Genomic DNA, 17,001 nt, shown 5'->3' on the forward strand with positions numbered 1-17,001 from the left:
TTGCGGGAGATGTCGGCGTCCTTTCTCCGTGGCGTACGCTTGGCTTGGAACCGGTTGTGGAACCGGTTGCACGAGCCTGACCATAGATTATGAGCGGCCTCGCGCACAAACCGCCCTTTAAGTTCCGTGTGACCGCTCAAGGAGGATCGGTGCCGACACTCGCGGACGTCGCCGCGCTGGCCGGGGTTTCCAAGGCGACGGCCTCCCGCGCGCTGGGCCGGCCGGACCTGGCCGCCCCGGAAACGGTGGCCCGTGTCCGCGCGGCCGCCGAGCAGCTCGGATTCGTCCCCAACCGGGCGGCCACGCAGCTCGCCCGGGGGAGGACGGGAGTGGTCGCCGTCGTGGTGCCCACCCTGGACAACACCTTCTTCACCCCGATCATCGGCGGCGCCCAGGCGCGTGCGGCCGACTCGGGGATGCAACTGACCATCGCGGTGCACGGCCTGGAGCACGCGGCCCAGCTCGCGGCGGTCGGGCAGCTCGCGCACCAGGTGGACGGCTTCCTGCTCACCGCGCCCCGGGGTTCGGACGAGATCGTGCGAGCCGCCGCGTCGTTCAAGCCGACCGTGCTCATCGACCGCGAGATCGAGGGCATGACCTCGGCGGTCGCCGACACGGCCACCGCCTTCGGCGCGCTCGTGAGCTGGTTCGCCGGGAAGGGGCACGAGCACGTCGTCTACATCGGCGGCCCGGCGGGCTCCTGGCAGGATCGCCAGCGGCAGGCGGCCATCCGCGCCGCGGCCGAGTCGAGCGGCGCGAGGCTGACCATGCTCGGCCCGTACCCCTCGACGTTCGCCGCCGGAGTGGAGGCGGCGGAGGCCGTGGTGGCCGCCGGCGCCACCGCCGTGGTCCCCTACGCGACCGCGATCGGCCTCGGCCTCATGTTCGTGCTGCTGCGCCGCGGGATCCGCGAGGTCGTGGTCAGCTCGGAGCGCATGGTCGTCGAGAGCCTCGCCCTGGGCGACGTCCCCTCGATCGACGTGGACGGCGAGAAGCTCGGCGAGATGGCCATGGACCAGCTCCTGACCCTCCTCGGAGAGCGCAGGGAGCCGCCGCCCCCCACCAGGCGCCGCCTCACCGTCCCGATCAGCTAGCCGGACCGCCCGGGTTCCGCGTCCGTTGGACGGCGATTACGGTCACCATCCGGCGGTCCTCCCGAAACCCTTGTTCTGGGCGGTTGCTTCCATGCTCAAATCATCAGGTTGCGAGACATCACGCTTCTCATTTTCCGCGGGCGGCCTCGATTTTCACTGGGAGGCCGGCTGATCAGGGCGTCAGGGACGGGGCCGCCTCTTCCGGTTGCCGGGCCATCGGCAGGAACTGGTTGTAGAAGTCCACCCGCAACTGGTACGCCCGCCGCTCGACCTGCCGGAACCCGTCGGCGTCCCCGTCACGTGCCAGCAACTCGCTCAGCCGCACGCCGAGCCGGTCGGAATGGCTGGCCGACAGCCGGGAGGTCGTCGCGAGCGGATGCGCCTTCGCGTCGTGCACGAGGTGGGGGTAGTAGAAGTACGACTGGTTCTTGCCGTCGTGCGTCAGCCGCCCCTCCATCCGGGGCCAGAACCGCTCGTACTCCAGCGAGACGAGGATCTCGCCCCAGAAGCGCAGGATCGTCAGCAGCCGCAGATCCGCGTGCTCGGCCCGCCCGGCGTCGGCGATGAGCTCCAGGGTGCCCGTGACGGCGGCCGTCGTCGCCGCGGTCGGCCGGGCCTCGACCAGCGCCTGCCGGGTGACGCCGAGCTGGAGCAGGTCTTCCTTCATGTCCTCGCGGTGCGAGCGCGTACGGCCGTGGCTGCCCGGATATTCCTCGCGCAGGATCGTACGGGCGATGCGCAGGCCGCTCTCGTCGGTCAGCAGGTCGATCGCCAGGTCGTAGGCCGGGGTGAAGGCCAGCGACAGGAAGCGCCGCTGCAGCAGCAGCGTGGCGAAGTCGTCGTCGGAGAGCAGCGGCACGTGGACGAGCACGGGATGCCGCTTGAAGTCCTCGATCAGGCCGTCTTCGAAGCCGTCGAGCTCTCTGAGGGAGCCGGAATCGTCCACGGGGCAGTCCTTTCGTGCCTAGAAACAGAGATTATTGACCGATCTGCGCCAGTCGCCGGGATCGATGGGGTGGCTGATGTCCCAGATCTTGTCCAGCTCGTGGCGTACGTCGCGGCCCATGCCGGTGTCACTGCCCGCCACCTCGATCTGGCTGGAGTCGATGGCGAGCTTGCCGTGCAGGAAGAAGCTGACGAAGTAGCGCTCGTCCGCCTGGTAGACGGCGACCGACGGCAGCGAGTTGTAGACGTGGACCTGGAGGAGCTCGCGGTGCTCGCCGAGTCTCGCGTGGATCTTGGAGAAGGTCTCCAGGCAGTGCTCCACGCTCTCGCGGACGTTCACCTCGGCGGCGGGTTCGCGATGCCCGGCCAGCGCCTCGTCGCGGAGCAGCGCGACCGGGGACGTGGGATGCAGCAGCAGCACGCGGACCCGGATCCGCCTGTGGACGATGGCGTCCTCCAGCTCCTGCTGGAAGTTCTGCAGGTTGGGGATCCAGGTCTGCAGGATGCGTACCTCGCTGCGGGCCGCGCGGAGGTGCTCCGCGAACACCTGGCCGGGGAACCCGCGGTGCACGCGTGCCACGCCGCCGTAGTGGTCACGCAGGCGGTCGCGGACGATCGCGTCCGTGTCGAGCCGTCGTACGACGTCGTGGATGTCGTCGACCACGCGCAGCCGGCCGAGCTCCAGCAGGAGGTAGACCACCACCGTGCTGAGGATGAGCAGCGTGATCTTCGGCAGGGCGCCGCCCAGGGCCACGTTGTCGAGTAACCCCAGCAGGCCGGCCAGTGAGATCCCGATGCCCGCGACCGCCATCACCCACTGCACCGCCCGTTCGGCGATCCGACTCACACTCATGCGCACCTCCGTCACAGGGCGACGGCGTCGCCGCTTCGGAGCCAGTGGTGACCCTTCCTCCATCTTTGTGCACGGGCGGCGACGGTGCGCGGTGATCGGGCAACGCAGGGCGACGGGTTTGACGACGGGCCGGTCACCGTCGCAGCGCGACCAGTTCTCCCTTGCCGACGTTGATCGTGGTCACGGTCAGCCGTGGCTCCTGCCGCAGCAGGTCGTGCAGCGGGGCGATCTCCTCGGGGTGGGACAGGGCGTTGTCGGCCACGAGGACACCGCCCTGGCGCAGTACCCGGAAGGGGTGCGGCCACCAGGACGGGTACTCGGGGCGTTCGGCGTCGAGGAAGAGCAGGTCCACCGCGCCGTCCGGCATGCTCGCGAGCGCGGAGCCGCCGTCGGCGACGCGGAACTCCACGTGATCGGCCAGGCCCGCGTCGGTCGTCGTGCGCCGGGCGTGCGCCTGGGCGTCGGCGTCGGTGTCGAGGCTGAGGACGTGCCCGCCGACCGCACGGGCCGCGTCGGCCAGCCACAGCGTGGACACGCCACGGGAGGTGCCCACCTCCACGATGATCCGCGCGCTGATGCTCTGGGCCAGGAACCACAGGAACTCTCCGGCGTCGGGCTCCAGCACCCGCCACCGGTCCAGCCTGTCCTGCTGAGCGGCGTCGTGCCGGGCCGCGGCCTCGTTGAGGTCCTTGATGATCTTCCGTAGCGTCTCGTCCACGGGTATGAGTCTGCCCGACCGAAACCGGATAAGACCGGCTTCCGGCTTGTATGGGAGTGGATACCCGCTCGTCGGGAGCCCAACGGGACGGAGGCGGCGTGGCCGGCCCCGCCGCCGGCCTTTCTGGCATGTCGCGCCCACGTGCACCGGCGGGATGAGCCGCTCAGCGGCGCCGCAGCCGGGCGTCGAAGGAGTCGCGCAGCCCGTCGCCGATGAAGTTGAACCCGATCACGATGAGCACGATGGCACCAGCATGCCGTCCTCTGGGGGGCGAGGAAACGTGTCTCAGATCTTTGTACAAGTCGCCCCGCGTGAGAGAACAACCCTTATATGACAGGTGAGTTCCCCGATTACAGCCGGGCCGATTCGGGTTCCGCCCCGCGAGGCTCGATACGGGGAAGCACCTCGGACCCGACTGGACCGTGACGCGATTCGCGTGTTCCTGTGGCCCGCGGTGCGGCGGCCAAGCGAACGGTCGGCCGCGTGCGCGACGCGCCCCGGACGGGGGAAGATGCTGGAGGCATATCGCCGCGTGGTCCGGTCAGGAGAGTGCCATGACCAAGCCGATCGAGCCCCGGGAGCCCCGCCCCGAGGCTGCCCCTCCGGTCCAGGTGCTGCTCTCGGCCGCCAACGTGTGGCGGGTCGGGTTCGTCATCGTCGCCGTCGTCGGAGTGGTGTACTTCATCCGCTTCGTTCTCACGGACGCGGGTTCGCTGGTCGTCCTCGTGGTGATGGCCTGGTTCCTGTCGCTGGCGATGGAGCCCGCGGTGGGCCGGCTGGCCCGGCACATGCGCCGCGGCGCCGCGGCCATCCTCGTGATGATCGGGATCGCCCTGCTCGCGGCGGTCTTCCTCTTCCTGTTCGGCAACCTGTTCGTCGAGCAGGCCGCGTTGCTCGTACGGGCGCTGCCCGAGGTGGTCACCGGCGCCATCGACTGGATCAACGCCAGATTCGGCACGAGATACGAGATCTCCACCATCCTCAGCTCCATCAACCTGACCCCCCAGCAGGCCGCCACCTACGCCCAGGACCTGGTCGGCGGCGTGCTCGGCCTGCTCGGCACGATCACCGCGGCGGTGTTCAACACCTTCGCCCTGCTGCTGCTGACCTTCTACTTCTCGGCCGACGGCCCCCGGCTGCGGCGCTGGCTCGCCCAGCTCCTGCCCGGCCGCGTCCAGCAGATCTTCCTCACCGTGTGGGACGTGTCGCTGGTCAAGACCGGCGGCTACGTCTCCGCCCGGCTCATCCTGGCCACGATCAACGGCACCACCTCGGCCATCGTGTTCCTGCTGATCGGCATGCCCTCGTGGCTGGCGCTGGGCGTGTGGACGGGCGTCGTGGCCCAGTTCGTGCCGACGATCGGCACGTACATCGCGATCGCGCTGCCCACCGTCGTGGGCCTGGTCTCGCCCCGGCCCTGGATCGGGGTGGCGGCGCTGGCCTGGGCGATCCTGTACCAGCAGGTGGAGAACCTGACGCTGGAGCCGCGCATCAGCGGGCGGGCGGTGAACATGCATCCGGGCGTCGCGTTCGCGGGCGTGCTCCTGGGGGCGCAGCTCTTCGGGGCGGTCGGCGCGCTGCTGGCGGTGCCGGTGCTGGCCATGCTGCTCTCGCTGCTCGGCACGTTCGTGGCCCGCAAGGAACTGGTGCCGGTCCCGGCCGAGGTACCGGAGGCCTACCCCGAGGACGGCGGCGACGGCCCGGCGGCGACGGAGCCCGAGGACAAGCCGCGCACGGGACGGGCGTGGACAGCGCCCCGGGACGGCTGACCCGGCCGTGGGGCGGGTCGTGCGGTGGGGTCGTGCGGTGGGGTCGTGCGGTGGGGTCGTGCGGTGGGGTCGTGCGGTGGGGTCGTGCGGTAGGCCCCTTCCCGGCAACGACCGGGAAGGGGCTCGATGCGCGGACGTTACTGCTGAAACTGGCCCGGGCCGAAGACCTGCCAGGTCTGGGTGTCCGGATCGTCGATCGAGTGCACCGGAACGGTGAAGCTCAGTGCCTGCGAGGTGGACCGCTTGATCGCCCAGAGCCTGGGCGTGCGGTCCGAACGGTCCCAGGCGATGCCCTGGCCCTCGACGCTCGGCAGGGTGACGGTGGCCACCCACTGGAGCTCGGCGCCGGCGGACGGCGGCTTCATGACATAGGCCTCACCGAGGTCGTGACCGGTGAGCCAGAGCCGGCCGTCGGGGCCCCACGATCCGCCGGAGTTGCTCATCGGCTTGAAGCGGTCGAGGATCGCCTTCGGGATGTTCCACGACTCGACGACCTGGAAGTCGTCGTTCATCTTGACGATCTGGGTGTTGTCGGTCCCGCCGTACGGCTCGGTCTCGCCGTCGGGCACCTCGTCGTAGTTGGCGAAGCCCGCCCACCATGCGCCGTCGTGGCGGTCCAGCCAGGTCAGCGAGCCGCGGTAGATGCCGAAGCTGTACGTGTCGACGTGCCGCAACGTCCTGGTGTCGAACACCTCGATCGAGCTCTCCATCGGCGACTGGTCGTAGTTGGAGTGCGCCGCGTACAGCTTGTCGCCGACCACGACGGCGCTGTCCATGTGGATGATCGGACCGTCGGGGTCGGACACGAACTGCAGCAGGGGCTTGCCGGTCGCCTTGTCGTGCTTGGTGATCTTACGGTTGTCGACCGCGTAGAAGTACTTCTTGTCGACGGCGACGGCCTGGTGCGCGTCGAAAGTGTCGTACGACCTGGCAAGGGTGGCAGTGAAGGCCGGCGGCTCGGCGACGGCCGCCACACCGGCGGCGGAGCGCGCCTGCGCCGGCTGGGCCGCCTGTGCGGGGGCGACCATGTTCAACGCCAAGGCACCGACGGCGATCGACGCCGCCACGCCGGCGGCGGCACTGGCTCGGGTGATCATCATTTCCTCCAGGGGGCACATGGGCCGGAAGACGCACACATGCTTCTTCGCGACTCCCGTGGAGACTCTGGCCGTTCTGATGCACATCTACGCGAACTCAACCAGACCTACCGATGAACCCTGAAAGATCACATAACACCCATTCAGGCGCTAGTCGCAGTACCTCCACACGGTGGTGGTGGTGCCGCGGATTCCTCCGCCGTAGATCAACCCGATGGATCCCGTCCACCTGATGCACGTGCCGGCGGCGTAGCCGCTGGCCGCCGCGTAGTGGGCGTAGTTCCCTTCGTCTCTGACAGTCGCCATGCCCTGACGTTCCAGGACGGCCTCCGTGTAGCTGGCGATGCCGTCCGCCCGGCCGACTCTCAGGGTGACCACGCAGTTCTCCTGATAGGTGCCGTTCCACAACACGTAGACCTCGCCCAGGGGCATGTTGTTCCGGTCATCCCAAAGGTCCTCCCTGGTCAGCTCCGTGTAGGCGCCGTTCGGCCAGCCGCATCCGCGCTCCGAAACGACGGCTTGGCCCAGGGTGTGGGCCGAGGCGGGCGCGGCCGCGTACGTGACCGAGGCGAGCGCGAGGCCAAGGGCCACGCCGATATGTACGAGTGTGCGCCGGTACGTGCGGGGCATGGCAGCTCCTTTCGGGCTGACAAATCGGCAGAAACCGCGCTGTGTGGCAAAAGCTGCCGCTGGATGTGGGTCGGCTCGGATTCATCATGCTGCGGCGTGCGCACACTGTCCTTGACGAAGCGTCCTCGGTTTCTTGACGCTCGGTCACTCCGGCCCTGTGCCGACCTCGTTCGCCCCGGCACTGCTCCAGGCGCGCGAGGAGGGCGCTCAGGGGGTGTGCGCCGATCACGGATCATCAAGGTGTCACTGCTGCGCGCCCGCCGCCGCACCCCACGACCTACCAGCCGGCTGACCGGGCGCGCTAGCCCGACGGCGGATTCCGGACCGTCGAGCCGCGCACCTCCAGGAAGGGGGCGATCGCGACGTCCTCGTCGGCTCCGGCGACCGCGGCGAGCGAGGCGTCCACGATCGCGTCGGTACGCGACGCGAGCGTGGTCAGGCCAGGCTCGACGATCTCGGCCAGGCTCGTGCCGTCGAAGCTGGTGAGGGCGATGTCGTCCGGCACTCTTACCCCCGCGTGCTGCAGCGTGGTGAGCATCCCGACGGCGAGCACATCGGCGGCGCAGATGACCGCGTCGGCGGCGCGGGAGTCGCGGAGGAGGTGCCGGGCCGCCTCGACGCCGCTGCGCACGGAGAAGGTCGGCATGTCGATCAGCCAGTCGGACGGTCCGGCCAGGTCGAGGAAGCCGTTGAGCCGCTCGTGCCCGGCCGAGCTCGTCGAGCGGGCGTCGACGAACACGATCCGGTCGCGCCCGATGGAGCGCAGGTGGTCGACCAGTACGGCCACTCCCGCGGCGTTGTCCAGCCCGACAGAGATCGCCTCCACGCCGGCGGCCGTCCTGTCCACCTGGACGACGCGCCGGGTACGCATGACCCGGCGGATCGCCTCACCGCTGTGCTCGCGCGAGACGGGCACCACCATCAGGGCGTCGACCAGGACGCGGTCGATCGAGCGGAGCTGGAGCGTCTCGACCTCGATGTCGTCGTTCGTGTCGACCGTGATGAGGCTGCGCCCCTCCGCCACCAGCCGCTGCGAGAACGCCGCGACGAGCTCGGCGAAGTAGGGGTTGGCGATGCCGGGCACGAGAAGCGCGAGTGTGTCCGTCGACTGGCGCCGCAGTGCCCGCGCGGCGGCGTTCACCCGGTAGCCGAGCAGGTCGGCGGCTTCGCGTACGCGTTCCGCGAGCGCGGCGTCGACGTTGCGATCGACGCCGGACAGAACGCGGCTAGCCGTGGGCACGGAGACATCGGCCAGCCGCGCGACCTCTTTGAGGCTGGTGCGCTTTGCAGCTCCGTGATCCATTTGCCCGGTATCGTAGCGCGGATTGACAGCGGGCTGATGTCCGTGTTTGTCTCTGGAAATGCATTTCCCGCACCGTGGCCCCGATCGACTCGGCATGCTCGTCATCGGATCGGTCAACGTCGACCTGGGGCTTCGGATCGACCGGCTCCCGAGCACCGGCCAGACGATCACAGCGGCCAGCACAGTCGAGGCGCCTGGCGGGAAAGGCGTCGACCAGGCCCTGGCCGCGGCCCGCCTGGACAGCCGCACCGGCCTCCTCGCCGCCGCCGGCCCGGACGCGGCCTCCGTCCTCGAACCCCTCCGTGACGCCGCCGACCTGGCGGCATCTCGTCACGGTGCCTCGGTCGGATCGCTGCCGGCCTCGATGATCGACGCCGTCACCCGTCCCTGACCTCGAACCGCACCACCCGCACCGACGCGCGCGTGTGCGTATCCGATCGAAAGTGAAACCCCCTGTGACCCACGACACGCTCGCCCAGAAGAAGCCCCTCGTCGAGACCAACGGTGTGAACCCCGTGCCCGACGACGAACGGCGCGGCCACCCGCGCGGCCTGTTCGCCATCTGGTTCGCCTGGAACATCTCCATCCTCGGCATCAGCTACGGCATCTACGTCTTCAGCCTCGGGCTGAGCGTGTCACAGGCGATCATCGCCGGCACGATCGGCTATCTCGTCTCCTCGGCGTTCGTCGGCATCCTCGCCGTCGGAGGCCCACGTACGGGCCTGCCGACCCTGACGCAGACCCGGTTCGCCTTCGGATTCACGGGCAACCGGGTGCCCGCCTTCTTCGCCTACCTGTCGAACATGGGGTGGAAGGTCACGATCATCACGCTCGCGTCCACGACCGGCGCCAACCTCTTCTCCAGGCTGTGGCCGGGCGTCTTCGCCGGCTCCGACGGCAGCAGCTCGACCTTCACCATCGTGCTCTGGTTCGTGCTCGTGCTCGCCGTGACGATGACGGTCTCCGTCCTCGGCCATGAGCTGATCATGAAGGTGGAGGTCTGGATCTCCTGGGTGACCGGCCTGATGACGGTGGTCTTCCTCGCCCTGATCATCCCGCACATCGACTGGGCACGCCTCGGCGACGCCCCGGCCGGCGGTCCGCTCGCCGTCGTCGGCGGGGCCATCATGGCCATGACCCTCGTCGGCCTCGGCTTCCTCAACTACGGCGGCGACTTCGCCCGCTACCTGCCGCGCAGGACCCCGGCCAGGGGAGTCATCGGCTGGACGATCTCCGGCCTCTCCGTGCCGACCGTGATCCTGCTCGTGATCGGCGTACTGCTGGCCGGAAGCGCCTCGAAGCTCGGCGAGGAGGCGGCGGCGGATCCGATCAGCGCGCTGACCGACCTGCTCCCGCTGTGGTTCTTCATCCCGTTCTCGATCGTCATCGTGATCTCGCTCGTCTCGGCCGCGATCACCGGCATCTACTCCTCGGGCCTCGCGCTCCTGGCCATCGGAGTCCCGCTGCGCCGCTCGACCTCCACGGCGATCAACGCCCTCATCATCGCCGCAGGCGCCTTCTACCTGCTGTTCGTCTCGACCTCGTTCCTCGCGACGTTCCAGTCGTTCCTGTCCCTCATCGCCGTCATGATGGGGACGATGGGCGGCATCCAGATGATCGACTTCATCCGCCAGCGCCGCCTCGACTGGAACACCGACATGGCCAAGCCCTTCGGCCACGGCGGGCGCAACGGCCGGTGGACGGCGCTGACCAGCCTCGGCATCGGCACCGTCATCGGGCTGGGCCTGGTGACCAGCGCGGACCCGAACTTCGCCTATGTCACCGGCTTCTTCCTGACCCGCGAGGCCGAGACCGGCGTCATCGGCGCGAGCAACGTCGGCGTCGTGATCGCCATGGCCGTGGGCGCCGGACTGTACGCGCTGCTGACGTTCGTCTTCGAACTCGACCCGAAGCCCGACTACTCGCGCCAGTCCGCGTAGGCCGCGGAGCGGCCTACGCGTCCTTGGCGGCTGCGAGAGTCTTGTGGCGACGCCGACCGAGACCTTGACCCCTGTGGCGATGGTGCGGATGGACTCTCCGCGCCGTCGGCGGGCCAGGATCGCGGGACGCTTGCCGTCATCGACCACGGGCCGCCTGCAGGCCGTCCTTGGTCTTGCGGACGATGTCGCGGCGCCGGTCCTCGGCCAAGGTGAGGGCCAGGTCGAGGATCAGGGACCGTTCGGTGTGCTCGCCGGCCGCGGTGCCCTCCAGCACCCTGACGGCGACGCCGCGCCAGGCCCTCGAGGATCGATCAGAAGTACTGGAAGAACCAGCCTTGGGGGTCGTGAAAGCACGGCGTGGTGCGGTCATAAATCTGCTCGGCCGCATTCCGGTCAAGGTTGCACTGCTTGAAAGAGACGTAGGGCCCGGAGAGCGCTTGGGTGTGCACGGTGCCGTCCATCTCGGTTCCCCGGTGCTCACCGGCAAAAGCTGATGCCGAAGGGAGTGCGCCGCCCCCCAGCGCGAGACCAGCGGCGATCGCGACGGTGGAAAGTGCGAGCGTTGAGCGTCGCAAGTGCCGCCGGTAGTGCCCAAGCCGTGTCGTAACGGTAGCCATGGCGCCTCCTAAGGGGTGAAGAGGTGACACGGACACGATCTCAGACTCGGCTCAGGAAACTCCACTGGCATAGGCCACAAAGTAGCTTCGTGGAGGCAACGTTAAAACGATGTGGAATCTGTGGCAAGGATATTTTCCCTTGTCCGTCATACGCTTGAGAGGTGGCGCACCGGAAGGATTCGACGAAGTCGACGTGCACACCGCTCACATCGGCGCATGTGCGCTCCCGAGCAACAAACCAGCGGCCAACAGCCGACCCTCGCTAAGGAACGCCATCCGAGCCGAAATCGCTCGTATATTACGCTACAGCATGCGGTACGGCGGAGGGCCCACCCGGCCCGATGCCGGGTGGGCCTTTTTCTTGGTGGAGGCGGGTCGCGGGGGTTGTCTTGCAGGAATGCGTGCACAATCCTTCCGGCTTCGATGTGCCTGAACACTTCGGAGAGCCCTGAATTCCTCGGCAAGGGCAGTCACGATTCTCTTTTCTGGGCCGTCCGCCGTATAGGCGTTCACCTTTTCCGGTTCCGGTTTTTCCGTGGCGTTGTCCGTCGTGGGTCATCACCCCTTTCCCATATGCGGTGTTCGAATGGGGGAGTTATCGGGTGCCGTCGAGGTGGAGTCTCCGCGCGTGGTTCCAGATGCGGCGGCGCCGCGCGCGTCGGGGCCTGGCCGTTCAGGCGGCTGAACGGCGTCCCACGTTGGGCCAGAATCTCCGCTGGACCAGGAGCGTCGCGGTGCCCGCGAGCACCATGCCGAGGATGTTGACCGCGAGCTGCGAGACCGAGCCCGCGACCTCCGGCCAGTCGGACAGCGCCAGCGCGACGGCCACGTAGCCGGCCGCCGGGACCGTGGTGACCGAGATGAAGACGCCGACCAGGGCCGACGACTTGCCCGCCGTGATCGACAGCACCCCTGCCGCGCCGGCCAGCAGTGCCACGATGAACGACCAGCGGTCCGGTTTGACGATGAACTGGACCTCCTCGTTCCTGGTGAGGTTGCCGAGGTCGATCCAGCCCAGCCAGACGGAGACGAGCGCGCAGGCGTACGTGATCGCGACGGCCACCGCGAACCCGACGACCAGCGTCCTGAACGAGCCGGCGATCAGGCGCCAGCGGCGGTGCAGCAGCCCGAAACAGATGGCCGCGACGGCGCCGAACTCGGGCCCGAGCACCATGGCGCCGACGATCAGAATGGGGGAGTTCTGCAGGATGCCGATGCCCGCGATCTGGGTGGCGATGGCGAGGAAGGCCAGGAACGCCCACGTCATGCGGGAGTCGCCCTGCACTTTCTGCGACAGGTCCTCCCAGACCACCGCGTCGTCGGGCTCGCCCGGCGCCTCCTCGACCGCGTCGTCCGCCGCCTTCGACAGCGCCAGATCGACCTGCTCGACGGCGATCGACCCTTCGTGCTCCAGCCACTTGAGCTTGCTCAGCACCTCGTTGGCCGACTCCCTGGCCGCGTCGCACAGGATGACGTCGCCCTTCGGCTCGCGGGCCGCGCCGGGCAGCACCACGATGTTGGTGACCCCGGGACACTCCTCCAGCACCGCCACCACCTCGTCGGTGCGCGCCGCCGGGCTGATCAGTCGCAGATGTAGCACCCGGCCATTGTCGTCCATCGGACGTTGACGCGTTTTTGACACCCGGCTGAGCTCGCCATACCGGATCGGGGAGGGCTCACGACCAGAGGACGGGGACTCTGTGCGGTGGGTCCCGGTGAAAGCCACGCCATCGACCGCACCAGGACGCCCTGAGCCGCCCGCCGGACCGCGCCGAAGGCACGTTCGCGGATCGTAAGGGTTCTTACGGAGGGCGAACGGTGGACGCCATGGCGGCCGCGAACCGGGCCGGAGATGCGAGTCTGCCCCGTGTGAACCGGAAGACGCTCGTCGCCGGGGCGGTGCTCGCCGCCCTCGCGGCGGTCATGATCAGGATGGTGGCGGGGCGGCCCGTCCTGGGCTGGTACCTGCTGGCCTGGGCGCTGTTCGCCGCGGCTCTGTGGCTGGCCCGGCGGGTGCCGGAACGGCGACTGAGCGCGCTGGTCCTCACCGGCGGGATCGCGCTGGCGACGATCGGGCTGGCGACGCCGCCGAGCAGCAGCACCGACTCCTTCCGGTACGCCTGGGACGGCCGCGTGCAGGCCGCGGGCATCTCGCCCTACGACCATCCGCCCGCCGACCCGGCGCTCGCCGGACTGCGCGACGACTGGCTTTTCCCCGCCGACTGCGGGGACCCGCTCCTGTGGCCGCTACCCTATGGTGGCTGCACCCGGATCAACCGGCCCACCGTGCCCACGATCTACCCTCCGCTCGCGCAGGGGTACTTCCTGCTGGTCCACTGGCTGTCGCCGGACGGCTCCCGGCACAAGGCACTGCAGCTCGGCGGCTGGGCGATGGCCGTACTCGCGATGCTGGCGCTGTGGCGGGTCGCGGGCGTGCGGCGGGCGGCGTACTGGGCGTGGTGCCCGGCCGTGCCGGTCGAGGCCGTGAACAACGCGCATGTCGACATGCTCGGTGTGCTGCTCGTGGTGCTGGCCTTCGGCACCGTACGCGGCCGCGGCACGCTGCTGGGGGCGGCCGTGGCGGCCAAGCTGCTGCCCGCCACGGCGCTGCCCGGCGCCTTATCAGGCGCGCTGGCGGGCGGGGTGGCGTGGCGGCGCGTGCTCGGCATCATGGTGCCCGCAGCGCTCGTGGCGGCCCTCTCCTACCTGCCGTACGTGCTGCTCTCGGGTGCCTCGGTGGCCGGCTACCTGCCGGGCTACCTGCAGGAGGAGCGGTACGACGGCGGCGGCAACCGGTACGCGGTCCTGCGGTTGCTCATGCCGGACTCCTGGGCCCCCTACGCCGCGGTCCTGCTGCTGGCCCTGGTGGCCCTGGCCGTCCTGCGGTACGGCGACGCGGAGCGGCCCTGGCAGGGTGCGCTGCTGGTCAGCGGCTCGCTCCTGCTGCTGTTCACCCCCGGCTACTCCTGGTACGCGCTGCTCGTCGTCGCACTGGCCGCCATGGACGGACGGTGGGAATGGCTGGGCACGGCCCTGGCCGGCGCGATCGCCTACGCCACCGGCCCGGCGGCCACCGACAGCCCCGCGACCCTCTTCTACGCCGCGGCCGCGCTGGCCGTCCTGATCGGCTGGGCCGCACGCCGCCCTCATCGAGCGGCAACACGTCGCCCTCATCGAGCGGAAACACGCCAATGATCCTCACCACCATCGCGGCCAGGTTCACCAGCCCCCTGCGCTCCGAGCAGGTGGCCGCCAAGCTGGGCGCCTGGCTCGGCGCGAGCTTCACCGTCGCCTTCGCCACGGGCTTGTTCAGCCACTTCCTGCAGCATCCGCCCGCCTGGCTGCTCTGGCCCTCCAGACCGGTCAACCTCTACCGGGTCACCCAGGGGCTGCACGTCATCGGCGGGATCGCCACGATCCCGCTGCTGCTGGCCAAGTTGTGGGCGGTGTACCCGAAGCTGTGGCAGTGGCCCCCGTTCCGCTCCGCCGGCCACGCCGTCGAGCGGCTGTGCGTGCTGCTCCTGGTGGCGGGCGCGTTGTTCCAGCTCGTCACCGGGGTGCTGAACATCGCCTACGTCTACCCCTGGCCGTTCGGCTTCCTCCAGGCGCACTACTGGACGGCCTACATCGTCTACGGCGCGCTCCTGATCCACGTGGTCAACGAGTGGGCCAAGGTCAGGCGGAGCCTGTTGACCCGCGTGGAGAGCCCGGACCGCCGGCGCTTCCTGCTCACCGTCGCCGCCGCCTGCGGCCTGACCGTCCTGGTCACCGCGGGCGAGGCGGTCACCCCGCTGGAACGGCTGGCCGTGCTGGCCCCGCGCAACCCCCGCGTCGGACCCCAGGGGGTGCCGGTCAACCGGTCGGCGGCCGCGGCAGGCGTGGCCGCCGACCCGGACTACCGGTTGCTGGTCACCGGCGCCGTCCGTACGCCCCTGTCCCTCCGCCACGCCGATCTCGTACGGATGCCGCAGCACACCGTCCGCCTGCCGATCTCGTGCGTGGAGGGCTGGAGCGTGGAGTGCGAGTGGACCGGAATCCGGCTGCGCGACCTGCTCCTGTCCGCCGGCGCCGCCCCGGACGCGTTCGTCACCGTCGAGTCCCTCGAACGGACGGGGGCGTACCGGACCAGCGAGATCCGCCCACCCCACTGGACCGACCCGCTCACCCTGCTGGCCCTGCGGATCAACGGGCAGCCGCTGGACGCCGACCACGGCTTCCCGGTGCGCCTGATCACGCCGAACCGGCCCGGCGTCCAGCAGACCAAGTGGGTCAAGGAGGTGAGGGTGGCATGAGGTGGGCCGGCCACGCGGTGGGTGCCGCCCTGGTCGTCATCGGCCTGGGCGGGCTGGCGGCGGAGGGCGTCCTGGTCGGGTGGGCTCTGTGGTTCGGTGGGGTGCTCGTCGTGCACGACGCCCTGCTCGCCCCGGGTGTGGCGGTCGCCGGCACGGTGATCAGCCGGTGGCCCCGGCCCGTGCGGACCGCGCTGATCCTGGCGGGAACACTCTTCCTGGCCACCCTCCCGACCGTGCTGGCGCCGGGCCGGCGGGCCGACAATCCCTCGATCCTCCCGCTGGCCTACGGCGTCAACCTCGTCATCGTGCTCGCCGTCATCGCCCTGCTCGCGGTGGCGGATCACCTGTTGTCAGCAAGTCGTAAGGACTGATAACGCTGAGTCATCGTAATTTCGATCACATGCCGCAGATCCTGATCGTCGCCAAGGAACCGGTGCCGGGGAAGGTCAAGACCCGGTTGACCCCGCCTTACAGCCCGGCCCAGGCCGCCGCCCTCGCCGAGGCCGCGCTCCGCGACAGCCTGCGGGCCGCCGCCGCGGCGCCGGCCACTCAGCGGGTGCTGGCCCTGGACGGCTTGCCGGGCCGCTGGCTGCCCGCGGGGTTCGTGGTGATCCCGCAGCGCGGCGCAGGCCTGGACGAGCGCCTGGCGGCGGCCTTCTCCGACGCCCACCGGCTCCGGCCGGACCCCGTCGTCCTGATCGGCATGGACACCCCGCAGGTGACGCCCACCCTGCTGCGCGCGGCCGGCGAGGCGCTGGAGAGGCACGACGCGGTCTACGGCCCGGCCGCCGACGGCGGCTTCTGGCTGCTCGGACTGCGGCGGCCGGACCCGGCCCTGCTCCTGGGCGTGCCCATGTCGCACCCGGAGACCGGCAAGCACCAGCTCGACCGGCTCGAACGCGCCGGGCTGACCGTCCATCTCCTGCCCGAGCTGATCGACGTCGACAACGCGGCCGACGCCGACACGGTGGCCGCCCAGGCGCCCGATTCCTGCTTCGCCGCCACCTTGAGGGGGTTGGGCCGTTGATCGGGGAACTCTACGCCGACGCCCTCGCCGGGGAGACCGCCGAGATCGAGTACGTGGACGGCAGCCGCGTCCCGCTGGAGACCGCGCGCTGGTTCGAGCCGATCGACGGTGACGAGGAGTTGCTGCGCCGCTGCACCAGCCCCACGCTGGACATCGGCTCCGGCCCCGGACGCCTGACGGCGGAGTTGACCCGCCGCGGGATCCGCTCACTCGGCATCGACATCACCCCGCGCGCCGTCGCCCTGACCCGCCGCGCCGGAGGCTTCGCCCTGCTTCGGGACGTCTTCGACGACGTCCCCTGGAGCGGCCGCTGGGCGACGGCGTTGCTCGCCGACGGCAACATCGGCATCGGCGGCCACCCCGAGGCCCTGCTGCGCCGGGTCGGGCAGCTCATCCGGCCCGGTGGCACGGTCCTGGCCGAGGTCGCGGAGCCCGGGACGCGCAGCCGGGTGGACCGGGTACGGCTGCGCCGCGGGCGGCTCGCGGGGGAGTGGTTCGGCTGGGCGACCGTCTCGGCGAGCGACATCCGCCGGGTGGCGCTGGCCAGCGGGTTCGCGGAAGCCGACTGCTGGGCGGCGAGCGGCCGCTGGCTGGCCCGCCTGCACTCAGGCGGGCCGGCGATGGCCACTCCTGCCACGATCCCCTGATCGACCTCGCGCGCGGGCTTCATGGAGAGGTCCCACCCGCAGGTCGATGGGGTGCGCGAAAGCGCCCCG

The 17,001-nt window shown here is 70.0% G+C and carries 19 protein-coding genes; 9 read left to right on the top strand and 10 right to left on the bottom strand.

Annotated features, from left to right (window positions below):
• Positions 1–149: 149 nt before the first annotated feature.
• Positions 150–1,094, top strand: coding sequence for a LacI family DNA-binding transcriptional regulator (locus tag ABGB18_RS08540; RefSeq protein WP_347694827.1), 945 nt, complete (start codon positions 150–152; stop codon positions 1,092–1,094).
• A gap of 172 nt (positions 1,095–1,266) precedes the next feature.
• Here ABGB18_RS08540 and ABGB18_RS08545 read toward each other — a convergent pair whose 3' ends face one another.
• From ABGB18_RS08545 to ABGB18_RS08560, 4 genes are all read right to left on the bottom strand, one after another.
• On the bottom strand, positions 1,267–2,040 hold the full coding sequence (locus ABGB18_RS08545) for a hypothetical protein (protein ID WP_347694828.1): 774 nt from the start codon (positions 2,038–2,040) through the stop codon (positions 1,267–1,269).
• Positions 2,041–2,058: 18 nt separating this feature from the next.
• Positions 2,059–2,892, bottom strand: coding sequence for a hypothetical protein (locus ABGB18_RS08550; protein WP_347694829.1), 834 nt, complete (start codon positions 2,890–2,892; stop codon positions 2,059–2,061).
• A 133-nt stretch (positions 2,893–3,025) separates the two neighbouring features.
• A complete protein-coding gene (locus tag ABGB18_RS08555; protein ID WP_347694830.1) occupies positions 3,026–3,610 on the bottom strand; it encodes a class I SAM-dependent methyltransferase in 585 nt (194 codons plus the stop codon).
• 163 nt (positions 3,611–3,773) lie between these two features.
• Positions 3,774–3,911 carry a hypothetical protein gene (locus tag ABGB18_RS08560; RefSeq protein ID WP_347694831.1) on the bottom strand — a complete coding sequence of 46 codons (138 nt, stop codon included), beginning with the start codon at positions 3,909–3,911 and terminating at the stop codon, positions 3,774–3,776.
• A gap of 253 nt (positions 3,912–4,164) precedes the next feature.
• Between ABGB18_RS08560 and ABGB18_RS08565 the strand changes: the two genes are divergently transcribed.
• A complete protein-coding gene (locus ABGB18_RS08565; protein WP_347694832.1) occupies positions 4,165–5,379 on the top strand; it encodes an AI-2E family transporter in 1,215 nt (404 codons plus the stop codon).
• A gap of 137 nt (positions 5,380–5,516) precedes the next feature.
• On the opposite strand, the gene ABGB18_RS08570 is transcribed toward ABGB18_RS08565, so the two are convergent.
• From ABGB18_RS08570 to ABGB18_RS08580, 3 genes are all read right to left on the bottom strand, one after another.
• Positions 5,517–6,479 carry a hypothetical protein gene (locus ABGB18_RS08570; protein WP_347694833.1) on the bottom strand — a complete coding sequence of 321 codons (963 nt, stop codon included), beginning with the start codon at positions 6,477–6,479 and terminating at the stop codon, positions 5,517–5,519.
• A gap of 147 nt (positions 6,480–6,626) precedes the next feature.
• Positions 6,627–7,106 (bottom strand): hypothetical protein, encoded by a 480-nt coding sequence (locus ABGB18_RS08575; protein WP_347694834.1) that lies wholly within the window; start codon positions 7,104–7,106, stop codon positions 6,627–6,629.
• Positions 7,107–7,407: 301 nt separating this feature from the next.
• Positions 7,408–8,409, bottom strand: a complete 1,002-nt coding sequence (locus tag ABGB18_RS08580) for a LacI family DNA-binding transcriptional regulator (protein ID WP_347694835.1) — start codon at positions 8,407–8,409, stop codon at positions 7,408–7,410.
• Between the two features lie 94 nt (positions 8,410–8,503).
• Between ABGB18_RS08580 and ABGB18_RS08585 the strand changes: the two genes are divergently transcribed.
• Both ABGB18_RS08585 and ABGB18_RS08590 read left to right on the top strand, forming a co-directional pair.
• Positions 8,504–8,800: a hypothetical protein gene (locus ABGB18_RS08585; protein ID WP_347694836.1), complete on the top strand. Its 297-nt coding sequence runs from the start codon at positions 8,504–8,506 to the stop codon at positions 8,798–8,800.
• A gap of 52 nt (positions 8,801–8,852) precedes the next feature.
• Positions 8,853–10,349, top strand: a complete 1,497-nt coding sequence (locus tag ABGB18_RS08590; protein WP_347694837.1) for a cytosine permease — start codon at positions 8,853–8,855, stop codon at positions 10,347–10,349.
• A gap of 136 nt (positions 10,350–10,485) precedes the next feature.
• On the opposite strand, the gene ABGB18_RS08595 is transcribed toward ABGB18_RS08590, so the two are convergent.
• The 3 genes from ABGB18_RS08595 to ABGB18_RS08605 all read right to left on the bottom strand — a co-directional run bounded on the left by ABGB18_RS08595 (position 10,486) and on the right by ABGB18_RS08605 (position 12,566).
• A complete protein-coding gene (locus ABGB18_RS08595) occupies positions 10,486–10,623 on the bottom strand; it encodes a hypothetical protein (RefSeq protein ID WP_347694838.1) in 138 nt (45 codons plus the stop codon).
• Between the two features lie 37 nt (positions 10,624–10,660).
• Entirely contained in the window at positions 10,661–10,966 is a 306-nt protein-coding gene (locus ABGB18_RS08600; RefSeq protein ID WP_347694839.1) for a hypothetical protein, read from the bottom strand.
• Between the two features lie 673 nt (positions 10,967–11,639).
• On the bottom strand, positions 11,640–12,566 hold the full coding sequence (locus tag ABGB18_RS08605) for a DUF389 domain-containing protein (protein WP_347694840.1): 927 nt from the start codon (positions 12,564–12,566) through the stop codon (positions 11,640–11,642).
• Between the two features lie 269 nt (positions 12,567–12,835).
• On the opposite strand from ABGB18_RS08605, the gene ABGB18_RS08610 reads away from it, so the two are divergent.
• The 5 genes from ABGB18_RS08610 to ABGB18_RS08630 are packed head-to-tail and all read left to right on the top strand — an operon-like array spanning position 12,836 to position 16,932.
• Positions 12,836–14,161, top strand: a complete 1,326-nt coding sequence (locus ABGB18_RS08610) for a glycosyltransferase 87 family protein (protein WP_347694841.1) — start codon at positions 12,836–12,838, stop codon at positions 14,159–14,161.
• Positions 14,158–15,258 (top strand): molybdopterin-dependent oxidoreductase, encoded by a 1,101-nt coding sequence (locus ABGB18_RS08615; protein ID WP_347694842.1) that lies wholly within the window; start codon positions 14,158–14,160, stop codon positions 15,256–15,258. Before ABGB18_RS08610 ends, ABGB18_RS08615 begins: the two co-directional genes overlap by 4 nt.
• Positions 15,255–15,629 carry a hypothetical protein gene (locus ABGB18_RS08620; RefSeq protein ID WP_347694843.1) on the top strand — a complete coding sequence of 125 codons (375 nt, stop codon included), beginning with the start codon at positions 15,255–15,257 and terminating at the stop codon, positions 15,627–15,629. Before ABGB18_RS08615 ends, ABGB18_RS08620 begins: the two co-directional genes overlap by 4 nt.
• Before the next feature lie 29 nt (positions 15,630–15,658).
• A complete protein-coding gene (locus tag ABGB18_RS08625; protein WP_347694844.1) occupies positions 15,659–16,285 on the top strand; it encodes a TIGR04282 family arsenosugar biosynthesis glycosyltransferase in 627 nt (208 codons plus the stop codon).
• Positions 16,282–16,932, top strand: a complete 651-nt coding sequence (locus tag ABGB18_RS08630; RefSeq protein WP_347694845.1) for a methyltransferase domain-containing protein — start codon at positions 16,282–16,284, stop codon at positions 16,930–16,932. The genes ABGB18_RS08625 and ABGB18_RS08630 overlap by 4 nt, the downstream gene beginning before the upstream one ends.
• Positions 16,933–17,001 lie beyond the last annotated feature (69 nt).

Origin of the sequence: Nonomuraea sp. B12E4 (genome assembly GCF_039871825.1) — a bacterium.
Taxonomy (GTDB): Bacteria; Actinomycetota; Actinomycetes; order Streptosporangiales; family Streptosporangiaceae; genus Nonomuraea.

Bases quoted from the DNA above. Each gene is read 5' to 3' on its own strand.
- ABGB18_RS08550 (WP_347694829.1), bottom strand. From the start codon at position 2,892: ATGAGTGTGAGTCGGATCGCCGAACGGGCGGTGCAGTGGGTGATGGCG.
- ABGB18_RS08565 (WP_347694832.1), top strand. From the start codon at position 4,165: ATGACCAAGCCGATCGAGCCCCGGGAGCCCCGCCCCGAGGCTGCCCCT.
- ABGB18_RS08570 (WP_347694833.1), bottom strand. From the start codon at position 6,479: ATGATGATCACCCGAGCCAGTGCCGCCGCCGGCGTGGCGGCGTCGATC.
- ABGB18_RS08575 (WP_347694834.1), bottom strand. From the start codon at position 7,106: ATGCCCCGCACGTACCGGCGCACACTCGTACATATCGGCGTGGCCCTT.
- ABGB18_RS08580 (WP_347694835.1), bottom strand. From the start codon at position 8,409: ATGGATCACGGAGCTGCAAAGCGCACCAGCCTCAAAGAGGTCGCGCGG.
- ABGB18_RS08585 (WP_347694836.1), top strand. From the start codon at position 8,504: ATGCTCGTCATCGGATCGGTCAACGTCGACCTGGGGCTTCGGATCGAC.
- ABGB18_RS08600 (WP_347694839.1), bottom strand. From the start codon at position 10,966: ATGGCTACCGTTACGACACGGCTTGGGCACTACCGGCGGCACTTGCGA.
- ABGB18_RS08615 (WP_347694842.1), top strand. From the start codon at position 14,158: ATGATCCTCACCACCATCGCGGCCAGGTTCACCAGCCCCCTGCGCTCC.
- ABGB18_RS08620 (WP_347694843.1), top strand. From the start codon at position 15,255: ATGAGGTGGGCCGGCCACGCGGTGGGTGCCGCCCTGGTCGTCATCGGC.
- ABGB18_RS08625 (WP_347694844.1), top strand. From the start codon at position 15,659: ATGCCGCAGATCCTGATCGTCGCCAAGGAACCGGTGCCGGGGAAGGTC.